Origin of the sequence: Paucibacter sp. Y2R2-4, assembly GCF_025717535.1 — a bacterium.
Taxonomy (GTDB): Bacteria; Pseudomonadota; Gammaproteobacteria; order Burkholderiales; family Burkholderiaceae_C; genus Paucibacter_A.
Window position 1 is genome coordinate 184,784 of sequence record NZ_JAJIRO010000006.1, and the last position, 19,636, is coordinate 204,419.

A 19,636-nucleotide genomic window follows, 5' to 3' on the forward strand; every position below is an offset into this window, starting at 1 on the left:
CACGAGTGCCCTGGCTTTAGTGAATGACCCTGTCTCGGGGGTCTTGGGCCTGTTGGCTTTGTTGGGCTTGCTGTGCGTTCGCCAGCAGCGTTGCCGCCAGCTGAGCCAGGTCCATGGTGGGGACGCTGTGCGGCGTGCCTTCGATATCGATTTCCACCAATGACTTCGCATAAGCGATGGCTGGCAGGCTGCTGCTCGTGGTGGCGCTTTGGTTGCCTGCCAGGGCGCGCCCAGGGGCAATGGCGCGCAAGCCCTCCACCGCAAAGCCGACCTGCTCATGCTCGGTGTTGATCACCAGCACCCGGGCCTTGCCGGCGTCTTCAGGCGGCCGGCAGGCCAGTACGGCCGCGAGGCAGATCACCGTCAGCGTCTCGCCTCGATGCGCCATCATGCCCAGCACATTGGCTTCGGTGCTGGTGCGTGCCAGGTCGGCGGCGGTGAAGGGCAAAATTTCGCTGATCTGCTCCAGCGGGCAGGCAAAGCCTTGGCCGCTGGACTGAAAGTAGAGATAGGGGCGCGAGCCCGCGGCGTCTCGGCGCGTCAAGTCGCTGAGACTTTGGTCGGCTTTGCGAGCGGGGGCAGCTTTGTCTTGGCTGGCACCGGCCAAGCTTGCCAGCCCCGCCAGATTGGCTTGTCGATGCAAGGCCGACACATCCAGCACCAAGGCCTGCGGGCCGCTGCTGCCGCTACTACCCTCCGTCGCGAGTGTGCGCAGGTCCAGGGCAAAGCGGAACAAGGCCGCTTGCGGCACGGCCAAGCTGGGAATGCGCAAAGTCTGGCTCGGCGCGATGCGCAGAATGTCGCTGACGCCATCGAGCAGCAGGCCCAACAGGCCCTGCCCTGGAAAGCGAAGAATCAGCAAGGCGGCCTCGTTGACCTGGGGCATGCGGCCCAGGCCCAGAAGCGCCAGCGTGTCGACCACCGGCACTTCGCGTCCATGGTGCCGGATCACACCCTGACAGATGCCGCCGCGCAAAGGGCTGGGCAAGATGGCGCAACGAGGCACGGTGGCGTGCACATCCAGGGCGCTGACGCCCAACTGCCGGTCGGCGCAGTGAAACAGCAGGATCGACTCCAGATGCTGGCTTTGATGCGTGGCTAGGGTCATCGTGGCGTTCAGCTGCGCGTCCTCGCTGAGGCGCTGCTCGGGGCTGCGTTGGGGTTCGTCCACCCAGGGCACATCGGGCAGCTCGGCGATTCGGGCCGGGTCCAGCACGCTGACTGAATGGCCCTCGTACTCAAACAAATGCGAGACCAAGGCTCGCGCATTGGCGCCGCCAGGGCGCTGCAGTCGCATCAAGTCTTGCGGTTTAACGCTGGCCATGCCCTCCACCTGACCCGCCAAGATGCCCAGCAGGCGCGACTGCCAACGCAGCACGATGATGATGCGCTCATCCGTCGCGGGGCTGGCCTGGCCCAGCAAGGACGAGACATCTAAGACCGGCAACATCACGCCGCGCACTTCCACACAACCGCACAGCCCCTCGGCAGGGCAGGGCAAGGGCGGCAAGGGCTCGGGGCAGGGCAAGACCTCGCGCATGCAGGCCACGGGCAACGCCAGGTGCACGTCAGCGATGCGGACCAGGCCGAACATGGCCTTGGCTTGGGCTTGGGCTTGGGCTTCGCCTTCGGGAGCCGGCAAGAGGGCGGGAGTCATGATGGAGTCTGACGCAATGGAGGGTGGACGAAGTGCCTACTCAAGGCGTGCCTTAGCTGGCGTAAGCCGGCTTGTTGCGGCCCGCCTGGCTGAGGTCACTGATCAAGTCCACCACCTGGGCCGAGACCTTTTGCTGCGCACCGGTCGAGTTGGCAATTTCGTGAATGGTGGTGCTGGTGCGGCTGACGCTGCTGACAATGCCTTCAAAGGCCTGCTTGGCATGTTGAGAGCGCTCATTGCCCTGGGTGATGCGTACCGCCGATTCGTTGATGAGCTTGCCAATCTCGCGCGCTGCTTGCGAGCTGCGTTCGGCCAGGCGCCGCACTTCGCCGGCCACCACCGAAAAGCCCACGCCGTGCTCGCCGGCCCGCGCCGCTTCAATCGCCGCATTGAAGGCCAGCAGATTGGTCTGGCTGGAGATTTCGTCAATAACCTTGACGATCTCGCTGATCTCCACCGAGGAGCGCTGGATCAGCTCGATTGACTCGATCGAGCCGCGCAAGGCTTCGAAGCCCTGCTCTGCATCGCGCTGTGTGCCGCGCGCAATTTCGGTGGCGGCGCTGCTGTACTGCGCAATGCTGTCGATCGAGCCACTCAGCTGCTGAATGACCTGGCTCATGGCGGCCGTCTTCTGCACGATCTGCTGCTCAAGCAGCACCTGCTCGGTCACGTCATAAGCGTATTTGATGATGCGCTCAGGCTCGCCGCGCAAGTTCAGGATGGGGCTGTAGGTGGCTTGAATATAGACGTCGCGGTTGAACTTGCCGACGCGGTGATAACGCCCGGTTTGGAACTCACCCTTGTTGAGCGCCAGCCAGAAGTCTCGGTATTCTTGGCTTCGGATGTGGTCGGCCGAGCAGAACATGCTGTGGTGCTGGCCCTGCACCTCGCGAGCGGAGTAGCCCATCACCCGCAAGAAGTTTTCGTTGGCCTTGACGACGTGACCTTCCAGGTCAAATTCAATCACCGCCTGGCCGCGATCTACGGCCCGAACCCGGCTTTCAAATTCGCTGTTGCGTTGTTTGCTTTGGGTCACATCGATGGCGAACTTGACGATCTTCACCGGCCGGCCATCGAGATCAAAAATGGGGTTGTAGGTGGCTTGGATGAAGACGTCTTGGCCGTCTTTGTTGCGGCGCTTGTATTCACCGCTGTCGAATTCGCCGCGCCCCAGCTTCTCCCAGAAACTTAGGTATTGGTCAGTGTTGGAGGTGGCGGGGTCGCAGAAGAGGCGGTGATGCTTGCCGCGTACTTCTTCCAACTTGTAGCCCATCAACTGCAGGAAGTTGTCGTTTGCATTCAGGACCTTGCCGTCGAGCGAGAACTCGATCACTGCTTGGGCACGGCTGATGGCCTTGACCTTGCCTTCAAACTCGGCGTTGCGCAGCTTGCTGTGCGTTACGTCATAGGCGTACTTGACCACCTTGCAGGGGGTGCCATTCAGGTCGAGGATGGGGTTGTAGCAAGCCTGCAGCCAGACCTCCTGCTGCTCTTTGCCGCGGCGTTTGATCTCGCCGGATTCGAACTCGCCGCGCCTAAGCTTGGCCCAAAGCTCGCTGTACTCGTCAGAGTTGGCAAAGCTCGGCTCGCAGAACATGCGGTGGTGCTTGCCCACAATGTCTTTGAGCGCGTAGCCGGTCAGGCTCAGGAAGGCCTCATTGGCCCAGAGCACGCGGCCGTCGAGGTCAAACTCGATCGCCAGTTGCGAGCGGTTGATGGCATTGACCCGGCCTTCAAACTCGGCCGCACGTTGCTTGCTCTCGGTCACATCCAGCGCGAACTTCACCACCTTCATCGGTTGACCGTTCAAATCGAAGATGGGGTTGTAGCTGGCTTGCAGCCAGACCTCTTTGCCCTCGCGGCCAAAGCGCTTGTATTCACCGCGGTCGTACTGGCCCTGGCCCAGGTTTTGCCAGAACTGGCGGTAGGCCTGCGAGCGGGCGTAGTCGTGGTCCACAAACATGCGGTGGTGTTGGCCGATCACATCCTCGGCGCGCAGGTCCATCAGCTTCAGAAAGTTCTCATTGGCGGCGAGGATGTTGCCCTCCAGATCGAACTCGATGCGGGCCATGGTGCGGTCCAGCGCGTTCACCTTGCCGGCGCTCTCTGCGGCCTGCATCTTGGTGGCGCTCACATCCATTGCGTACTTGACGATGCGAATCGGGCGGCCTCGGCCGTCCAGAATCGGGTTGTAGCTGGCACGAATCCAGACCTCACGGCCGCCGCGTCCAATGCGCTTGAACTCGCCGTCATGGAACTGGCCGGCGCGCAGCTTGTCCCAGAAGTCGCGGTAGTCCTCCGATTTGGTATAGCGGTCTTCGCAGAACATGGCGTGGTGCTTGCCGAGGACCTCGGACTCCACATAGCCCATCAGCTGCAGGAAGTTGTCATTCGCGCTAACGATATGACCCTGTAGATCAAACTCGATCACCGCCTGTGAGCGGCTGATGGCTTCGGAGCGACTGCGCAAGGCCATCAGCTCATCGCTGCCCACCGGGCTGGCCTGCGCCATCATCAAGAGGGTGTAGGCCACCTCGGGCCGGTCGCCCTTGAAGAGCGTGCCCACCAACTCCATGCCGAAACCATCGGCGCCGTCCAGTGTGCACAGGAAATTGGCTTTCTCGCCGGCCAGGGCGCTTTGCCAGAGGCGCTCAAACTCGCGGGGCTCGACCTTGAGCAGCTCACTGGCGTCTCGCCCGATCAGCACCTCTGCATCAAAGCCCAGCTGGGCTTGCGCGCCCTCATTCACGGCTACACAGGTCTTGTTGCGCGCATCAAACTCCATCAAGACGAGATTGGAGCGAGCCAGGCGGGGGAGCAGTTCTTCCAGGTTGTCGAGCAACAAGGCGCGGATTTCTTCTTCACTCATGGCGCAGCTCCAAAGTGGGTCGTTGGTTAATGAATTTGTTTGATCATTTTTATCATTTTTATCGTTTGAGGCTAGGGCTTTGCAGCGCTGCGCTGAGTCAAAGCGTGGCTAAATTCACGCTCTTCCAAGAGGGAATTCAGCAGGGCTTGTCCGCGCAAGCGCGTACAGCGCGGCCACAGTTCGGCGGCAAGCTCGGCGACGAATCAAGGGCTCGCCGGAGGGGTTGCGGCCTCGCTCAGGCCCTGCAGAATCGGGCAGTTCGGCCGCTTGTCGCCTTTGCAGTGCTGCACCAGCGATTGCAGGGTTTGGCGCATGGCGGCCAGCTCGGCCATGCGGCGTTCCAGATCGGCCAGATGGGCGAGGGCGATGCGTTTGACGTCGGCGCTGCTGCGGCCCTGGTCTTGCCAGAGCTGCAGCAGCTGCGCGATCTCGGTGATCTTGAAGCCCAGATCACGCGCGCTGCGGATGAAGCGCAGTGTGTGCACATCGCGTTCGCTGTATTGGCGGTAGCCCGACTCGCTGCGGGCGATGGCGGGCAATAGGCCCAGCGACTCGTAGTGACGCAGCATTTTGGCGGATACGCCGGAGCGCGCTGCCGCTTCGCCGATATTGAACTCAGCGGTGGTGGACTGATTCATGGTGCAGCCTTCCAACGTTTCAAGAGCAAGGCATTGCTGACCACTGAGACGCTGGACAGCGCCATGGCCGCGCCCGCAATCACCGGGTTCAGATAACCGAAGGCGGCCAGCGGAATACCGACCACGTTGTAGGCAAAGGCCCAGAACAGGTTTTGCCGAATCTTGGCCACGGTGCGGCGCGACAGGGCGATGGCCTGCGCCACCAGCGCCGGGTCGCCGTGCATCAGGGTGATGCCCGCCGCGGCCATCGCGACATCGGTGCCGGTGGCCATGGCCAGGCCCACATCGGCGGCGGCTAAAGCGGGGGCATCGTTGATGCCGTCGCCCACCATGGCCACACGTTGCGGGCCCGAATGTGCGGCGCCTTGGCCACCCAATTTCAGCTCGCTCACGATGCGCGCTTTGTCTTCGGGCAAGACCTCGGCCCGCACTTCGTCAATGCCCAAGAGCTGGCCGACGTGATGGGCGCTGCCGGCGTTGTCGCCGCTGAGCATGACGGTGCGAACGCCCATCTTGTGCAGAGCCTGCACGGCCGCTGCTGCGCTGGGCTTGATGCTGTCACCGAAGGCCAGCAGGCCCAACAAGCGTGGCGTGCTGCTTGCGGTAGAGATATCCGCTAACCACGAAACCGTGCGGCCTTGGCGCTGCAAATCATCGGCCTGTGCCTGCAAGGCGGTGGTTGCGACACCTAACTCTTGCATGAAGCGGCTGCTGCCAAGGCGCAAGTCCATCGCTGCGCCGCTGACTGTCAAACGGGCGGCCACACCGCGGCCGGCTACGGCCCGCATTTCAGTCGCCAGGGGAATCGCTAGCGCCTTGTTGGCGGCCGCTTCGCCCACCGCATGGGCCAGTGGGTGCTCGCTGCCCGCTTGCAAGGCGGCAGCCCAGGCCAGCAACTGCGCTTCGTCCGTGCCGGTGGCGGGCAGCAGAGCGACGACCTGAGGCTTGCCCACCGTCAGCGTGCCGGTTTTGTCAAAGGCCACCACATCCAGCTTTGCGGCCAACTCCAGCGCCTCGGCGTCCTTGATCAGAATGCCGTGTTGGGCGGCGACGCCGGTGCCCGCCATGATGGCCGTGGGCGTGGCCAGGCCCAAGGCGCAGGGGCAGGCAATCACCAACACCGCCACGGCGTTCATCAAGGCTTGTTGCCAGTCGCCGTTCAGGAAACCCCAGCCCAGCAAGGTCAGCAGGGCGAGGCCTATCACCACCGGCACAAAGACGGCGCTGACCTGATCGACCATGCGTTGAATCGGTGCCTTCTTGGCCTGGGCCGATTCCACCAGGCGAACAATGCGCGACAAGGTCGACTCGGCGCCGAGTGCGCTGACGCGTACCCGCAGCAGACCCTCGCCATTGACCGCGCCGCCAACCACCTTGTCCTTGACGGCTTTGCTGACGGCCAGGCTCTCGCCGGTGATCAGCGATTCATCCACATGAGACGTACCTTCCAAAATCTCGCCGTCCACCGGGATGCGCTCACCGGGCCGCACCAGTACCTCGTCGCCAAGGCGCAGCTGACCCAGCGGCAACTCTTCTTCTTTACCGTTACGACGCACCCGCGCGGTCTCGGGCTGCAGCTTCTTGAGCGCGCGAATCGCCTCGGTGGTTTGCCGCTTGGCGCGCGCCTCCAGCCATTTGCCCAGCAGCACCAGGGTGATGACGACCGCCGCCGACTCGAAGTACAGCGCCATCGTGTGCGGGCCATTCAGCCACAGCTCATAGACCGACAAGCCAAAGGCCGCGCTGGTTCCTAAGGCCACCAACAAATCCATATTGCCGCTGCCGGAGCGCAGGGCGGCCCAGCCGGCTTTGTAGAAACGGCTGCCCAGCCAGAACTGCACCGGCAATGTCAGGGCCAGCTGCCAATAGCCGTTCAGCATCCAGTGATGGCCGAAGAGCATGCCCAACATCGGCAGTACCAGCGGCGCCGACAGCAGCGCCGCGATCAGCACCGGCCAGCCGCTGTGTTGCCAATCGGGTTTTGTAGGGCCGGCGTCGGCATCTCCAGTCGGCAGCCGGGCGTCGTAGCCGGCCTTGGCGATGGCGGCGATCAAGGTTTGCGCTTCGACGGAGGCCAGCATCAGCACGCTGGCCGATTCGGTCGCCAGATTGACCTCGGCCGACAAAACGCCAGGCAGCTTCAACAGCGCCCGCTCGACGCGGCCAACGCAGGAGGCACAAGTCATGCCGACGATCTGCAGCGTCAGAGTTTTCTCAGGCAGACTGTAGCCGGCGGCCTCGATGGCTTCACGCAGCAGCGGCAGCGTCATCTCGGCACTACCGCTGACGGTCGCGGTTTCGGTGGCCAAATTGACTTCGGCGGCTTGCACGCCCGTGACGCGCAACAAGGCTTTCTCCACCCGCTTGACGCAGGAGGCGCAGGTCATGCCCGCGATGGGGAGGGTGAAGACTTGTGGCGCCGAGCTCTTGTTTGCGTTCATCATGGCTTCACTTTAAAGCTTGCCATCATGGGAAGGTCAAGCGGTCTCTCTCGCCCCACGCGAGAACCTTGCAAGAACCTTGTAAGAACCATGAGTCCTTGACCTTGCCCTCATGGCAAGGTTTAAGCTGTCGTCAGCCCCGAAACCTATGGCCTCCCATGGACTCCGCTTCGGCCCCAATCCAACGAGAAAAGAGCCTTGTATGTACGAATTCAAACTGCCCGATATGAGCTGCGGCCATTGCGTGGCCACCATCACCCAGACCGTGGCGAACGTGGATGCCGAGGCCAAGCCCTTGTTTGACCGCGAAGCGAAGATTCTGCGGGTCGAAAGCGAAAAAGGCCGCGACGCTTTCGTCGCGGCCTTGACAGAAGAGGGCTATCCGCCCGCTTGAGGACTTAGGCCGGTTTCAGCAAGGCCGCCGGCTCGATCGGCAGCTTGCGCACCCGCACGCCAGTGGCAGCAAAGATGGCATTGCAAACCGCCGGAGCAATCGGCGGAGTGCCCGGTTCACCAATGCCACCGGGCGCCTCATAGCTGGCCAGCAGATGCACCTCAACCTTGGGCATCTCGCTGAGGCGCAAGACCGGGTAGTCGTGGAAATTGCTTTGCTCCACGCGCCCGTCTTTGTGGCTGATCTTGCCGTAGAGCGCTGCTGACAAGCCGTAGCAGATGGCGCTTTCCATCTGGTGCGTGATGGTCAAAGGGTTGACGGTTTGGCCGCAGTCCACCGCCGCCACCACCCGGTGGACCTTGGGTGTGCCGTCCTTGCCGATCGAGACCTCGGCCACCTCGGCCACATAACTGCCAAAGCTCTCGGCCACCGCGATGCCGCGGTGTATGCCCTTGGGCGCCGGTTTGCCCCAGCCGGCCTTGGCCGCGGCCAGCTCCAAGACGCCGCGCAGGCGCGGGTGCTGGCTCAACATCTTCAAGCGGAACTGCAGCGGGTCGGCCTTGGCCGCGTGCGCCATTTCGTCGACAAAGCTTTCCAGGAAGAAGACGTTTTGAGAATGACCCACTGAGCGCCAGAACCAGACCTGCGGCCCCGGCTCAGCCTGGCCATAGGCGATGCGTTGGTTCGCAATCTCGTAGTGGTGATCGGCAATGCCTTCCACCGCCATCGCGTCCACGCCGCTGGCGGGGATCTTCATGAAGCCGGAGCCGGCCATGATGGAGGGCGAGCCGATGTCGGCGCGCAAGAGGCTGGGCTGGCCCTTGTCGTCCAGCGCACCCTCGAACTTGACCACCGAGGCCGGGCGGTAGAAGGCCGCAGCCATATCGTCGGCGCGCTCATAGATCAGCTTGACCGGGTGGCCGCTGATCTTGGACAGCAGCGTGGCGCTGATGGTGAAGTCATGGGCAAAGCGACGCCCGAAACCACCGCCGAGCAAAGTGGTGTGCACCTTGACCTTGTCGGTCGGCACGCCAGCAACTTGCGCCAAGACCTGCTGCGTAGGCCCTTGAGCCTGAGTGCCGACCCAGACGGTGGCCTCGTTCTGGCGCACCCAGGCCGTGCAGTTCAGCGGCTCCATGCAGGCATGGGCCAGGTAGGGCACCTCGTAGGTGGCGCTCAGCTGTTGGCTGGCATTGGCCGCCGCGTCTTTCAGATTGCCCTTGTCCACCGCCACCGCCTGCGCATTGCTGGCGGCGGTCTCGAGCATGCTGCTGACCTTGGCGCTGCTCAGCTCCGCAGCCGCGCCCATGTCCCATTGCACATTCAGGGCTTCGCGGCCTTTCTTGGCGGCCCAGAAGCCACTGGCCAAGACGGCTACGCCTTGCTCCAGCGTGATCACATGCTTGACGCCTTTGACGGCGCGGGCAGCGGCTTCGTCCATGCTCTTGGGCTTCACGCCGGGCGCTGGCGCGCGCGACATCACTGCAGTCAGCATGCCTTCCACATGAGCGTCAATGCCGAACTGGGCGCTGCCATTGACCTTGGCGGCCACGTCCAGGCGGCGCGTCGGTCGGCCCAGGATCTTGAAGTCTTTGTTGGCCTTGAGCGTGGGCTTGCTCGGCACCGCTTGCTTGGAGGCGGCTTCGACCAGGGCGCCATAGCTGAGTTTTTTGCCGTCCGGGGCAATCACCTGGTTGCGCTCGGTGCGCAGTTGCGAGGCATCGATCTTCCAGGCCTCGGCCGCGGCCGCCACCAGCATCTGCCGGGCCGCGGCGCCGGCATTGCGCAGCGGCGTCCAGTGTGCGCGCACCGTGGTGCTGCCGCCGGTGCCTTGCATGCCGAACAGCGGATTGTTGTAGGCCGCATCGGCGGGGGCTTGCTCCACGCCGACCAGGGCCCAGTCGGCGTCCAACTCCTCGGCCACCAACATCGGAATGGCGGTCAGCACCCCCTGGCCCATCTCGGAGGAGCCGCACATCACGGTGACGCGGTTGTCCGGCGTGATGCGCAGCCAGGCATTCGGGCTGAAGGTGTTGGTGGTCTGTGCCTCGGCGCGTTTGGTCGCCAGCGGCAGGGCAAAGGAAATCATCAGGGCGCTGCCAGCGCTGCTCTTGAGGAAGCCGCGGCGGGTGCTGTTCAGGGTGGTGCTGTCCATGATCAAGCGCCTTTCTTCAAGAGGGCCGAGGCGTCGTGAATGGCGGCGCGCACCTGCTGATACGTGCCGCAGCGGCAGATATTGCCGCTCATGGCCGCGTCGATGTCGGCGTCGCTGGGCGACTTCTTGCGGGCCAGCAGCGCGCAAGCGCTCATCACCTGGCCGCTTTGGCAGTAGCCGCACTGCGGCACATCCAGCTTGACCCAAGCGGTCTGCACCGCGCGGCCCGTCTTGCTGGCGCCCACGCCTTCGATGGTGGTGACTTTCTTGCCAACGGCCGCCGACAGCGGCGTGGAGCAAGAGCGCACCGGCTGACCATCCAAATGCACGGTGCAGGCGCCGCACAGTGCCATGCCGCAACCGAACTTGGTGCCGGTCAGCTGCAGGTCTTCACGCAAGGCCCACAGCAGGGGCATATCGGGTTCGGCGTCCACCGAAGCGGGTTTGCCGTTGACGTTCAATTGAATCATGGGTGTGTCCTCGCGAAGGCCTGGAGTCGGGGCAGGGCGGTGCTGGGTTTGCAGCAGCGCCGGCAAGCATACACAGTGGCGCGCCGCCTGTCTTGGGCCGGTCCCGGATCAGGGTTTGTCGCCAGCTGCGAGCTGCTGGCGGCCGTTCAGATAGCTTTGAAAGTCGGCAATCTCTTGGTGATCGGTGACCCGGCCGTTCTCCACGGTCAGGGTCATCACCAGCGGGGTCTTGCTGCGCACCGGCACATGGCCCGGCAGCGAGAAGGACCAGTCCGACTCGCCAATGAACACCGCATGCTGGCCGGCAAAAGTGCTGCGCTCACGCTTGAAGGCATGGGTTTCTACATAGGGGTAGACCTCGCTGAAGTACTTCATCAGCGCCGGTTTGCCCTGCTGGCTCAGGTCACCAAAAACCATCTTCGCCGTGGGGTCGGCAAAGTGAATGTTCTCCGCCATCAGCGGGAACAAGCGCGGCCAGTCGCGGCTCAAGTAGGCCTGCAAATAGCGCTCGGCTACATCGCGGGTCTGCGCCGACAGCGCGTGGTACTGCTGCGCCGGCTCGGCGGGTGCGGCGCCCATGCTGGCTGCGCTGGCTGTGGTGGTGGCCTGTGCATGGGCGCTGCTGCTCAGCAGGTTCAGGCTCAAGGCGAGCAATAAGGGGGTGTAAGAGGCGATTCGGCGCATGGAAGAGGTCCTTGGATGATGGCGTGGCGTCTTTGCCCTTGGGCCCAAACGCGGTCGCGACTTTGGCGTGGAAAGCGCGGGTCTTGGCCCCGCATGGGATGAATTGCCAGGCCGGGGGGATGAGTGCTCGTACCGTGAGCAGTTGATGCCTGGCGCATGGCATACAGTGGCCGCAAGGCGGAGCCAAGAGGGCTGGCCGATCTTTTCGTCGGTCTTGCTTTCGACTGATTCATGCGCGCTCATTTCTCTGATGTTTTGGCCGACCGGGCCGCCGATTCAGCGGGCCCCCGCAGGACCCGCTTGCGCCGCAGCGCTTGGCGCGGCTTGTGGGTGTGCACGGCGGTCTGGCTGCTGTTTTGCCTTTTGCTGGTCTTGGCGCAGACCAATGACGCGGCCAAGCTGGGGCGAACCCAGCTGAGTTTCGGCGTGCTGCTGAAAGACAGCCTGCCGCTCTTTCCGCCCTTTCTCTTGCTGAGCTGGTGCTTGTTCATGCAGGCGCAACGTTGGCCGCGGCTGTGGTCCAGCCCAGCGTCTTTGTTGAAGAACTTTGTCGTCTGCATGTCGGTCTTCATGGTCGTGTGGACTGGCTATGTCAGCGCCATAGACCTGTTGCAAAACGGCAAGCCCCTCAGCCTCTGGTTGCAGCACATCAGCAGCCAGCGCTGGTTCAACCGCTTTTATGACTTCGTGCTGGCCAGCAGTGCCTTTGCGGTCCAGGCCGGCCTGTGTGCGCTGGGTGCCGCAAGAGACCGCGAGATGGATTGGCGGCGCGAGCAGACCGACAACCTGCGCCTGCGCCTGACCTTGCTGCAAGGGCAGCTGGAGCCGCACTTTTTGTTCAATGCCCTCAACAGCATCTCGGCCCTGGTGCGTGGCAGTGACCGCAGCACCGCCTTGTCGGCGCTGAGCCGGGTCAGTGAGCTGCTGCGTTATGCCCTGCGCGCCAGCCGCAGCCATTGGGTCACGGTGCAAGACGAGCTGGACTTTGTTCGCGACTACCTGGTCTTGCAAAGCCTGCGCTTTGGCGATGGCTTGCAAGTGCGCTGGACGCTGCAAGAGGGGCCGGGCGCACCCGCCTGGGCCGAGATCGCCTGCCCGCCGCTGCTCTTCCAGCCCTTGATCGAGAACGCCATACGCCACGGTCTGGAGGCGCATGAAGGCCAGGGTGTGATCGAGTTGAGCCTGTCCTGCCCCGAGCCCGGCCGACTGGTGTTTTTGATTCGCAACCCCTTGCCGGCCGAGACCGCGCGCCAGCCGGGTCATGGCCTGGGCTTGAGCGCTACGCGGCAGCGTCTGAGCATGTTGTATGGCCAGCAGGCTCAGCTGCGCAGCCAAGCGATGGCCCTGCCGGCTTGTTTTGAAACCGAATTGACTCTGCCCTGTCGGGATGCTGTTCATGAAGAAGACTCTGAGCGCGCTGGTCGTTGACGACGAAGCGCTGGCGCGCAGCAATCTGCAATTGGCCCTGGCCGATCACCCCGGCTGGCGCTGTGTGGGTGCCTGTGCGGGCGCGGCCGAGGCGCGCGTGGCACTGGCGCAGCGCGAGGTGGATCTGCTCTTGCTGGATATTCAAATGCCGCGCCAGAACGGCCTGAACTTTGCCGCTGAACTGCAAGCGGCCGCCACCCCGCAAAAGCCCGCGCCCTTGATCGTCTTCGTGACGGCCTTTGATGAGCATGCGCTCAGCGCCTTTGATGTGTTCGCGCTGGACTATCTGCTCAAGCCCTTTGACGACCAGCGCTTCGCGGCCATGCTGGCGCGGGCCGAGCAGGTGCTGGCGCTGAAGCAAAGTGCTGCCCATGCGATGGCCTACGCCACGACCTATGCCGATGCCATGGGTAGCTTTTTGAAAGAGCAAAGCCAGGTGGCGGCCGGCCAGCCTTATCCGGCGCTGGACTTTCTGACGGTGCGCTCGGTGGGCTCGGTCGAGCGGGTTGCCGTTGCCGACATTGAGTGGATCGCTGCCGCCGGCAACTATGTGGAGCTGCATTTGAAAACCGCTTCGGGCAGCAACCCGCGCGTGGTCTTGCACCGCTCCACCTTGAGCGCCTTGGAGTTGCGCCTGCCCTCTCAGCAATTCATGCGGGTGCACCGCACGGCCTTGGTGCGCCCAGCGGCCATGAGCCGCATGGAAGTTACCGGTGACAGCACCTATGAACTCACGCTGACTTCAGGTGACAAGGTGCCGGTCAGCGAACGCTTTGCGAAAGAGGTTCGCGCGGTGTTCAACAAAGCCTGAGGCCGGCCTCGGCGGTGAAGACCTCGACAGGGGCTCATGGCCTTGGGTGAGCTCGCCCTCCGCCCGTGAAAACCCCCTGGCCCTCCAGCACTCCGGTGCTATGGTCGCGAGCTTCGCCTTCCTGCTGTTTGCGCCCAGCGGCCCCTCGCACCCATGACCACTTCCGCACATTTGCTGCCCACCGAGCAGAAAGTACCTCATCCGGCTTTCTTCATGTTTTTGATCGCGCCCTTCGGTGCGGCCACGGGGTTCACCTCGGTCTGCGTGGCCTATCTGCTGGCGCAGGCGCATGTCAGTGCCGAGTTGATTGCCACCATGATCGCCATGAACTACATCCCCCAGACCTGGAAGTTCCTGTGGGCCCCGGTGATCGACCTGACGCTGACGCGCAAGCGCTGGTTTGCCATCGGCATGGTTGGCCTGGTGCTCAGCATGCTGGCGCTGGGCATGCAAGTCATGAGCACCGAAGCCATGCCACGCATCATCGCGCTGGTGGTGACCCTGAGCGCGGCATCCACCGTGGTCGGCATGGCGGTGGATTGCCTGATGGCGCACCAAACGCCCGAGCATGCCAAGGGCCGCGCGGCCGGTTGGTTTCAGGCCGGCAATCTGGGCGGCGGCGGCCTGGGCGGGGGCCTGGCCTTGTGGTTGATTCATTCCGGCGGCCTGAGCGTGCCCGCCGGTACCGCCGTGCTGGCCTCGGTCTGCGCGCTGTGCAGCCTGCCCATCTTCTGGCTGCGAGAGGACCTGTCCCAGGCCATCGTCGGCAGCGTGCGTGAGCGCTTGCGCGAGACCGGGCGTGACCTCTGGAGCGTGGTGCGCTCGCGCCGCGGCGCCCTGGCCATGCTGGTTGTGTTTCTGCCGCTCGGCACCGGCGCGATGAGCAATATGTATGCAATTTTTGCGGACAAGTGGGGCGCCAGCGCCGACACCGTCGCCCTGGTCACAGGCACCATGAGCGGCCTGCTGTCGGCGGCCGGCTGCCTGCTCGGCGGCTATCTGTGCGACCGCATGAACCGCCAACTGGCCTATTGCCTGCTGGGTCTGGGCACCGCCGGCATCAGCGTGGCCATGGCGCTGGCGCCGCAGACCGAGACCCAGTTCATCCTCTGGACCAGCCTTTATGCCTTCGCCAACGGCCTGTGCTACGCCGCCTTTTCGGCCGTCACGCTGGAGGCCATCGGCAAGGGCGCCGCTGCCACCAAGTACAACCTGATGGCTTCGCTGTCCAACACGCCGATCGGTTGGTCAACGGCGGTGTATGGCTATGTTTTCAGCAAATACGGCGCTCATGCCACGCTGCTGACCGAGATGGCCATGACCGTTCCAGCCGTGTTGCTGTTCCTTGCCCTGCTGGGCTGGAGCCGCCGCAGTGATCGACGCCGAGGCCTGCAGTTAGCCTGAGGGAGGTGTGAATGCTGCCCCTGCACCTCAGCAAGGCCTCAGCTTCATCAGTTGTCCTGCCTCATTTCTGCCGTGGAAGTTGATACGGTTTGCGCGTCAGGGCTGGGGATTTCTAACGTCGAAGCTGAGCCGCGAGCGAAGGCAGCGCCCGGAAGGCCAAGAATGAAATGGGGCCCGGACTGGCCAGCCACTGCGAGTCGGTTCGAACGCCGGGTCGGGCATCATCGAGTTACTCTCTTGCGAGCTTGGCGCCGATGGTAAAGGTGCCAACCGAGTATTCCAACGAGTAGGACCGGCCCGTCTAACTGTTGGCTGGCTGCTGGTGAATTCAGGGCCGGGCCTTGCTCTTAGATTTACGACCTGCCTCCGAATTTCGCACACTGCCTCTTCTCTCAGTGGCCGCAGGCGGAACCGGCAGTGCACGGGAGATCGGGTGAGCATCACCTGCGTGGCCGATGACTGCTGCACGAAATGCTCGCATGTCATTCAGAAAGAGCGGAATCCAGAACGGCACTTTGTGACCGTCGACGGTGAGTCGAAGGTGCGGAAGGAAGTAGTACTTCGCCGGCCGTACTTTGGAAACTCCTTCCCAAGGAACTATTTGCCACCGACCAAACGTGTTGAAGGTGCGAATGCCTTCGGCCTGCACTTGAAACCTTACCGCGGCGGTCACGATACCTAAGATGACGGCGCAGAAGGCTGAGATTGCCAAGCTCAAGAGCAGGTGTGGTTTCGTCATGGGCCGATCAACGATCAACGATAGCGCAAACCAGACTAGGAAGACGCTTGCGGTACAGATGGTGGACTGAAGGCGCCAGATCGGGAAAAAGTCGTAGCGAAAGTTTTTCAAAGGCGGAGGACGTGAGTGAGATGGGAATTCGCGGCCTAGCTTGGAAATATGGAGACATCCGTGCCGGATAACTTGGCGGCCTTTCTCCATAACTATTTAGGCGTTATGAGTCATAAAGCGGCTTGCAGCTTGGCTTTGTATGGCATTTTCTGTGTGAAACAACAGCATTAGATAACAGGCAAAACCAGGGTTCATATTTTGAACTGCATTTCTGCTTGGATGGCTTGGTAGCAACCCACATCGGTGTAGTTTCGGCCTGGGGGATGTACATCTGCGGTGAAGCTATCGCGCAGGGGGGCGCAAGGCCCGTTGTCCACAGACATAGCTTCGACCCTCTCGTCGTTGCCGGCGATTTGGCGCGAAGCCTCGTGCCTCAAACTGAAAGAAGGCCGCCAGAGGCGGCCTTGGTCCGACCTCAGCCCGGACGCTTGCAGGCGCCCGGGCCTTCGTCCGGGGTCAAGATGGCCGCAGGGCCATCCTTCGGTCTGGACTCAGAACTTGTGGTCGTATTGGATGCTGAACTTGACGAAGCGGGGTTCGGTGTAGCTGATCACCCGCTCGTAGGTGGGTGACACATTGGTGCCGGTGCCGCCCACGTTATAGGTTTCGTCCACGTTCTGCGCCACTTGCGAGTTGAAGGCGTTGAACACATCCATGCGCAAGGCCAGACCCTTCATCACCGACGGCCGGTAGATCAGGTTCAAGTCCAGACGCTTGTCCCAGGGCAGATTGCCGACCGAGCCGCGCGGTGAGGGTTTGCCGTCGCAGTAGTGATAGGCCGAGCCATTGCCGGAGTTGGGCGTGGTCGGGTAGGAACCGATGCAGCTGCGCGGGCGTCCCGAGGCGAGCAAGGCATTGGCGCCGATCTGCCACTGGTCGTTCAGCTGATAGAAGCCATAGGCCTTGATCGAGTGGGTGCGCTGGTTGGGCAGCGGGCCGTAGGCATGCTCCATCATGTCGGTGTAGTCCCAGGAGCGGGTTTCGCCGATATCGGTCTGGCCCACATCGGACTGTGTCTGCCCCTCGGTATTGCCCTTGTTGCGGCTGTAGGCGTAGCTGACCTTGCCGTACCAACCATCGCTCAAGGGGTGCTCGGCGAACACATCAAAGGCCAGGAAGTCGCGCTGCGGCTTGTCAAAGCCCAGCTCGGCGGCGCTCAGCTTGACCTTGGTGTAGTCCTTGCCGGTGCCGGCAAAGTCCACATTGAAGGTGTTGTCCACGCCTGGGTTGAAGGGGGTGCACAAGAAGCCGGTGCCGTTCGGGCCGCCGATCCAATTGCTGGTGTCGATCTTGTGATCGTCCGCCCATTTTTGAATGGGGCCGGCGCCGCCGCAGTAGTCGTCGATGGTAGAAACCAAACGGCGGTAGGTCAGCTTGCCGCCGGTATTGAAGGACTTGCTCAAGGCCTTTTCAAAGCCCAGCGAAATCTCGTCCTGGCTGTTGGGCTTCATATCGTCAATGATCAGCGTGCGGCGGTCTTTCTTGGAGCCGTCTTCGCCATCGGGGCTGTAGCGCGGGCTGATGTTCTTGCGGCCAATCGGTGAACCATCGGCGTTGATGCCGGTGTAGGTGAAGTACTGCCACATAAAGGTCGAAGGGCCGGCCCCACGCACCGCCAAATGAGTGGGCATCTGCACCGCATAACGGCCCGCGCTGCCGTACAGCTTCAAGCTGGCGTCGCCATTGACGTCCCAAATGGCGGCCAGGCGTGGTGCGATCTGGTTGGGTTGGTCCAGAAACACTTCCTTCTCATTGTTCTTGTTGGTGAAGGATTCGCTGCGCAGGCCCAACGAGATCAGCAGGTTTTTGCTGACCTGGTAGCGGTCTTCCAGGTACCAGGCCGAGGTGTCCGAGTAAGCGTTGGTGACCGATGAGAAATTGAACTCACGCCCGTAATAGCCCTGCAGGCCCAGGCCGCCGCCGCTGGCAATGCTGGTCGATCCGGGCGCGTCACCCGGCACTGCGTTGATGTCGTTGTTCTTGCGGTAGCGATAGATGCCGCCGCCAGGCAAATAGTCGCCGTTGTTCATGGAGCTCAGCTCATTGCGGTCCAGGCCGGCGCGCAACGAGTGCTGGCCAAGGCGGTATTCCACGTCCAGGCGCATCGAACGCGTCTTGTCCACCGCACCGTCGGGTAACTGGTTATTCAGCAGGGGCTGGGGGTTGTTGTAAACCAAGCCGGGTGCGCGGCCGCTGGCGCTGGCGTCCACAAAGTACTGGCTGCCGCCCGGCGTGCCGCCGTATTGGAAGGTGTTGATATGTTCCGAGCGCGTCTGGCCCACCATGGCGGTCAGCGTCAGGTCATTGCTCAGATTGCCGGTGTACTTAAGCATCTGCACATCCGAGCCCACCGGGGTTTGGTTGAACTCATTCTTGTAGTGGTCGCGGAAGTCGGTGTTGGGCTGCGCGCCCTTGCGGCTCAAGGTGGCGTAGTCAAAGCCGCTGACCCGGCGATCGCGCGTCGAGTTGTCGCCAATCAGGGTCAATTCCAGGCGGTGGTCTTCGTGCAGATTCCAGTCGAACTTGGCCAGGTAGCGGGTGGTCTTGTCCTCGCGCTCGGCCCAACCCCATTTATTGCTGGAGACGCTGGAGGTGGGCAGGTCCACCACGCTGGAGTCGGTGCGTTTCTCGTCCGCCGCCAAGAACATGAACAGCCGGTCCTTGATCAGCGGTCCGCCCACATAGGCGCCCATCTCGACCTGGCTTTGGGTATTTTGGTCCTGCAGGCGGTACAGCGTGCCGTCGGTGCCTTCGTTGCCGGGCTTGCCGGTTTTTTGGTAGTAGATATTGCGCGCCTTCGATCGCAGCGCATTGGGCGAGTAGCTGAGCAGGGCGCCGGTCTCCCACTCATTGCTGCCGCTCTTGCTGATGATGTTGACCACGCCGCCCATGGAGCGGCCAAACTCGGCGCCGAAGCCGCCGGTCACCACCTGCATCTGCTCGATGGCGCCAAAGGGCAGCGACGAAGCGCCCAGGCCGGTGTTCGGGTTGGTGACCACCATGCCGTTGATGTAGAAAGAATTCTCCGAGGCCGCGCCGCCGCCCAGGCTGGCTGCGCCGTTGTAGCGGGAGTCGCCGCGCGTCACATTGGGTGCCAGCTGCATCACCGCTTCCACCGACTTTTGCACCGGCAAGATGTCCAGCTGCTTGGCGCCAAAACTCACGCCGTTGTCGGCGGTGGAGACGTCAATCGTCTTGGCGCGGCCGCGTACTTCGACGGTTTCGAGCTTGCTGGCGTCAAGGAAAGACACCTCGTTGCCCTTGCCGACCTGGACCTCGATGCCCTCGCGGCTGCTGACCAGCACGCCGCCCTTGAGTAGGCTGACCCGGTAGACGCCGGCCGGCAGGGACGTGGCTTGAAAGCGGCCTTGTGCGTCGGGCGTCAGATTGCGCTTGAAACCGGTGGCCGGGTTTTCAATCAAGATGCTGCTGTCGGCGGCTTGAGCGTCAAGCCGACCAAAAATGGTGCCGGTGGCATTGGACTGCGCCATCACGGGGGTGCTCAGACTCACGCTCAGAGCGGCGCCTCCGAGCGCCAGCGCCAGGGCGCGGGCAATTGCGGTTTTCTTGTACAAGTCAGTCTCCTCGATGGGGTTGAACCACGCCCATCGGGACGATGGGGCGGATGACTGACTCTAGAAATGAGCGGTGTGCAGCGGCCTGCTCAGGGGACGAAAACCGGGGTCGCCGACACCGAGCGGGCGGGGCTGTTGCAGCTGGGAACAGGCGCCGAAATTCAGGGGTGAATGCACCCCTGAGGCCCACCTAGAACGGTCTGGCCTGGGATGAAACCCCGCTGTGCTGGCGATCTCTGGGCGCGAAGCCCAGGACAGTC

The 19,636-nt window shown here is 62.9% G+C and carries 13 protein-coding genes; 4 read left to right on the forward strand and 9 right to left on the reverse strand.

From position 1 onward, the window contains the following. Window positions 1-16: 16 nt before the first annotated feature. The 4 genes from LNV06_RS21835 to LNV06_RS21850 all read right to left on the reverse strand — a co-directional run bounded on the left by LNV06_RS21835 (window position 17) and on the right by LNV06_RS21850 (window position 7,608). Entirely contained in the window at window positions 17-1,657 is a 1,641-nt protein-coding gene (locus tag LNV06_RS21835; RefSeq protein ID WP_263540425.1) for a chemotaxis protein CheW, read from the reverse strand. Between the two features lie 52 nt (window positions 1,658-1,709). Continuing rightward, the gene (locus tag LNV06_RS21840) at window positions 1,710-4,526 is read right to left on the reverse strand and encodes a methyl-accepting chemotaxis protein (RefSeq protein ID WP_263540426.1); all 2,817 of its coding nucleotides are present in this window, start codon (window positions 4,524-4,526) and stop codon (window positions 1,710-1,712) included. A gap of 203 nt (window positions 4,527-4,729) precedes the next feature. After that, window positions 4,730-5,164 (reverse strand): Cu(I)-responsive transcriptional regulator, encoded by a 435-nt coding sequence (cueR, locus tag LNV06_RS21845; RefSeq protein ID WP_263540427.1) that lies wholly within the window; start codon window positions 5,162-5,164, stop codon window positions 4,730-4,732. Continuing rightward, window positions 5,161-7,608 carry a heavy metal translocating P-type ATPase gene (locus tag LNV06_RS21850; protein WP_318013549.1) on the reverse strand — a complete coding sequence of 816 codons (2,448 nt, stop codon included), beginning with the start codon at window positions 7,606-7,608 and terminating at the stop codon, window positions 5,161-5,163. The genes cueR and LNV06_RS21850 overlap by 4 nt, the downstream gene beginning before the upstream one ends. Window positions 7,609-7,807: 199 nt before the next feature. Between LNV06_RS21850 and LNV06_RS21855 the strand changes: the two genes are divergently transcribed. Next, window positions 7,808-7,999 carry a heavy-metal-associated domain-containing protein gene (locus LNV06_RS21855; RefSeq protein ID WP_263540428.1) on the forward strand — a complete coding sequence of 64 codons (192 nt, stop codon included), beginning with the start codon at window positions 7,808-7,810 and terminating at the stop codon, window positions 7,997-7,999. Between the two features lie 4 nt (window positions 8,000-8,003). On the opposite strand, the gene LNV06_RS21860 is transcribed toward LNV06_RS21855, so the two are convergent. The 3 genes from LNV06_RS21860 to LNV06_RS21870 all read right to left on the reverse strand — a co-directional run bounded on the left by LNV06_RS21860 (window position 8,004) and on the right by LNV06_RS21870 (window position 11,308). Beyond that, a complete protein-coding gene (locus LNV06_RS21860) occupies window positions 8,004-10,154 on the reverse strand; it encodes a xanthine dehydrogenase family protein molybdopterin-binding subunit (RefSeq protein WP_263540429.1) in 2,151 nt (716 codons plus the stop codon). 2 nt (window positions 10,155-10,156) lie between these two features. Then, window positions 10,157-10,624: a (2Fe-2S)-binding protein gene (locus tag LNV06_RS21865; protein WP_263540430.1), complete on the reverse strand. Its 468-nt coding sequence runs from the start codon at window positions 10,622-10,624 to the stop codon at window positions 10,157-10,159. 108 nt (window positions 10,625-10,732) lie between these two features. Next, a complete protein-coding gene (locus LNV06_RS21870) occupies window positions 10,733-11,308 on the reverse strand; it encodes a nuclear transport factor 2 family protein (RefSeq protein ID WP_263540431.1) in 576 nt (191 codons plus the stop codon). A 231-nt stretch (window positions 11,309-11,539) separates the two neighbouring features. On the opposite strand from LNV06_RS21870, the gene LNV06_RS21875 reads away from it, so the two are divergent. From LNV06_RS21875 to LNV06_RS21885, 3 genes are all read left to right on the forward strand, one after another. Continuing rightward, complete coding sequence (locus LNV06_RS21875) at window positions 11,540-12,736, forward strand: sensor histidine kinase (RefSeq protein WP_263540432.1); 1,197 nt, start codon at window positions 11,540-11,542, stop codon at window positions 12,734-12,736. Next, window positions 12,705-13,547, forward strand: a complete 843-nt coding sequence (locus LNV06_RS21880; protein ID WP_263540433.1) for a LytR/AlgR family response regulator transcription factor — start codon at window positions 12,705-12,707, stop codon at window positions 13,545-13,547. Before LNV06_RS21875 ends, LNV06_RS21880 begins: the two co-directional genes overlap by 32 nt. 153 nt (window positions 13,548-13,700) lie before the next feature. After that, window positions 13,701-14,951, forward strand: a complete 1,251-nt coding sequence (locus tag LNV06_RS21885; RefSeq protein ID WP_263540434.1) for an MFS transporter — start codon at window positions 13,701-13,703, stop codon at window positions 14,949-14,951. A gap of 328 nt (window positions 14,952-15,279) precedes the next feature. Here LNV06_RS21885 and LNV06_RS21890 read toward each other — a convergent pair whose 3' ends face one another. Together LNV06_RS21890 and LNV06_RS21895 are read right to left on the reverse strand one after the other, a co-directional pair. Next, window positions 15,280-15,801: a hypothetical protein gene (locus LNV06_RS21890; RefSeq protein WP_263540435.1), complete on the reverse strand. Its 522-nt coding sequence runs from the start codon at window positions 15,799-15,801 to the stop codon at window positions 15,280-15,282. A gap of 491 nt (window positions 15,802-16,292) precedes the next feature. Continuing rightward, window positions 16,293-19,376, reverse strand: coding sequence for a TonB-dependent receptor (locus LNV06_RS21895; RefSeq protein WP_263540436.1), 3,084 nt, complete (start codon window positions 19,374-19,376; stop codon window positions 16,293-16,295). Window positions 19,377-19,636 lie beyond the last annotated feature (260 nt).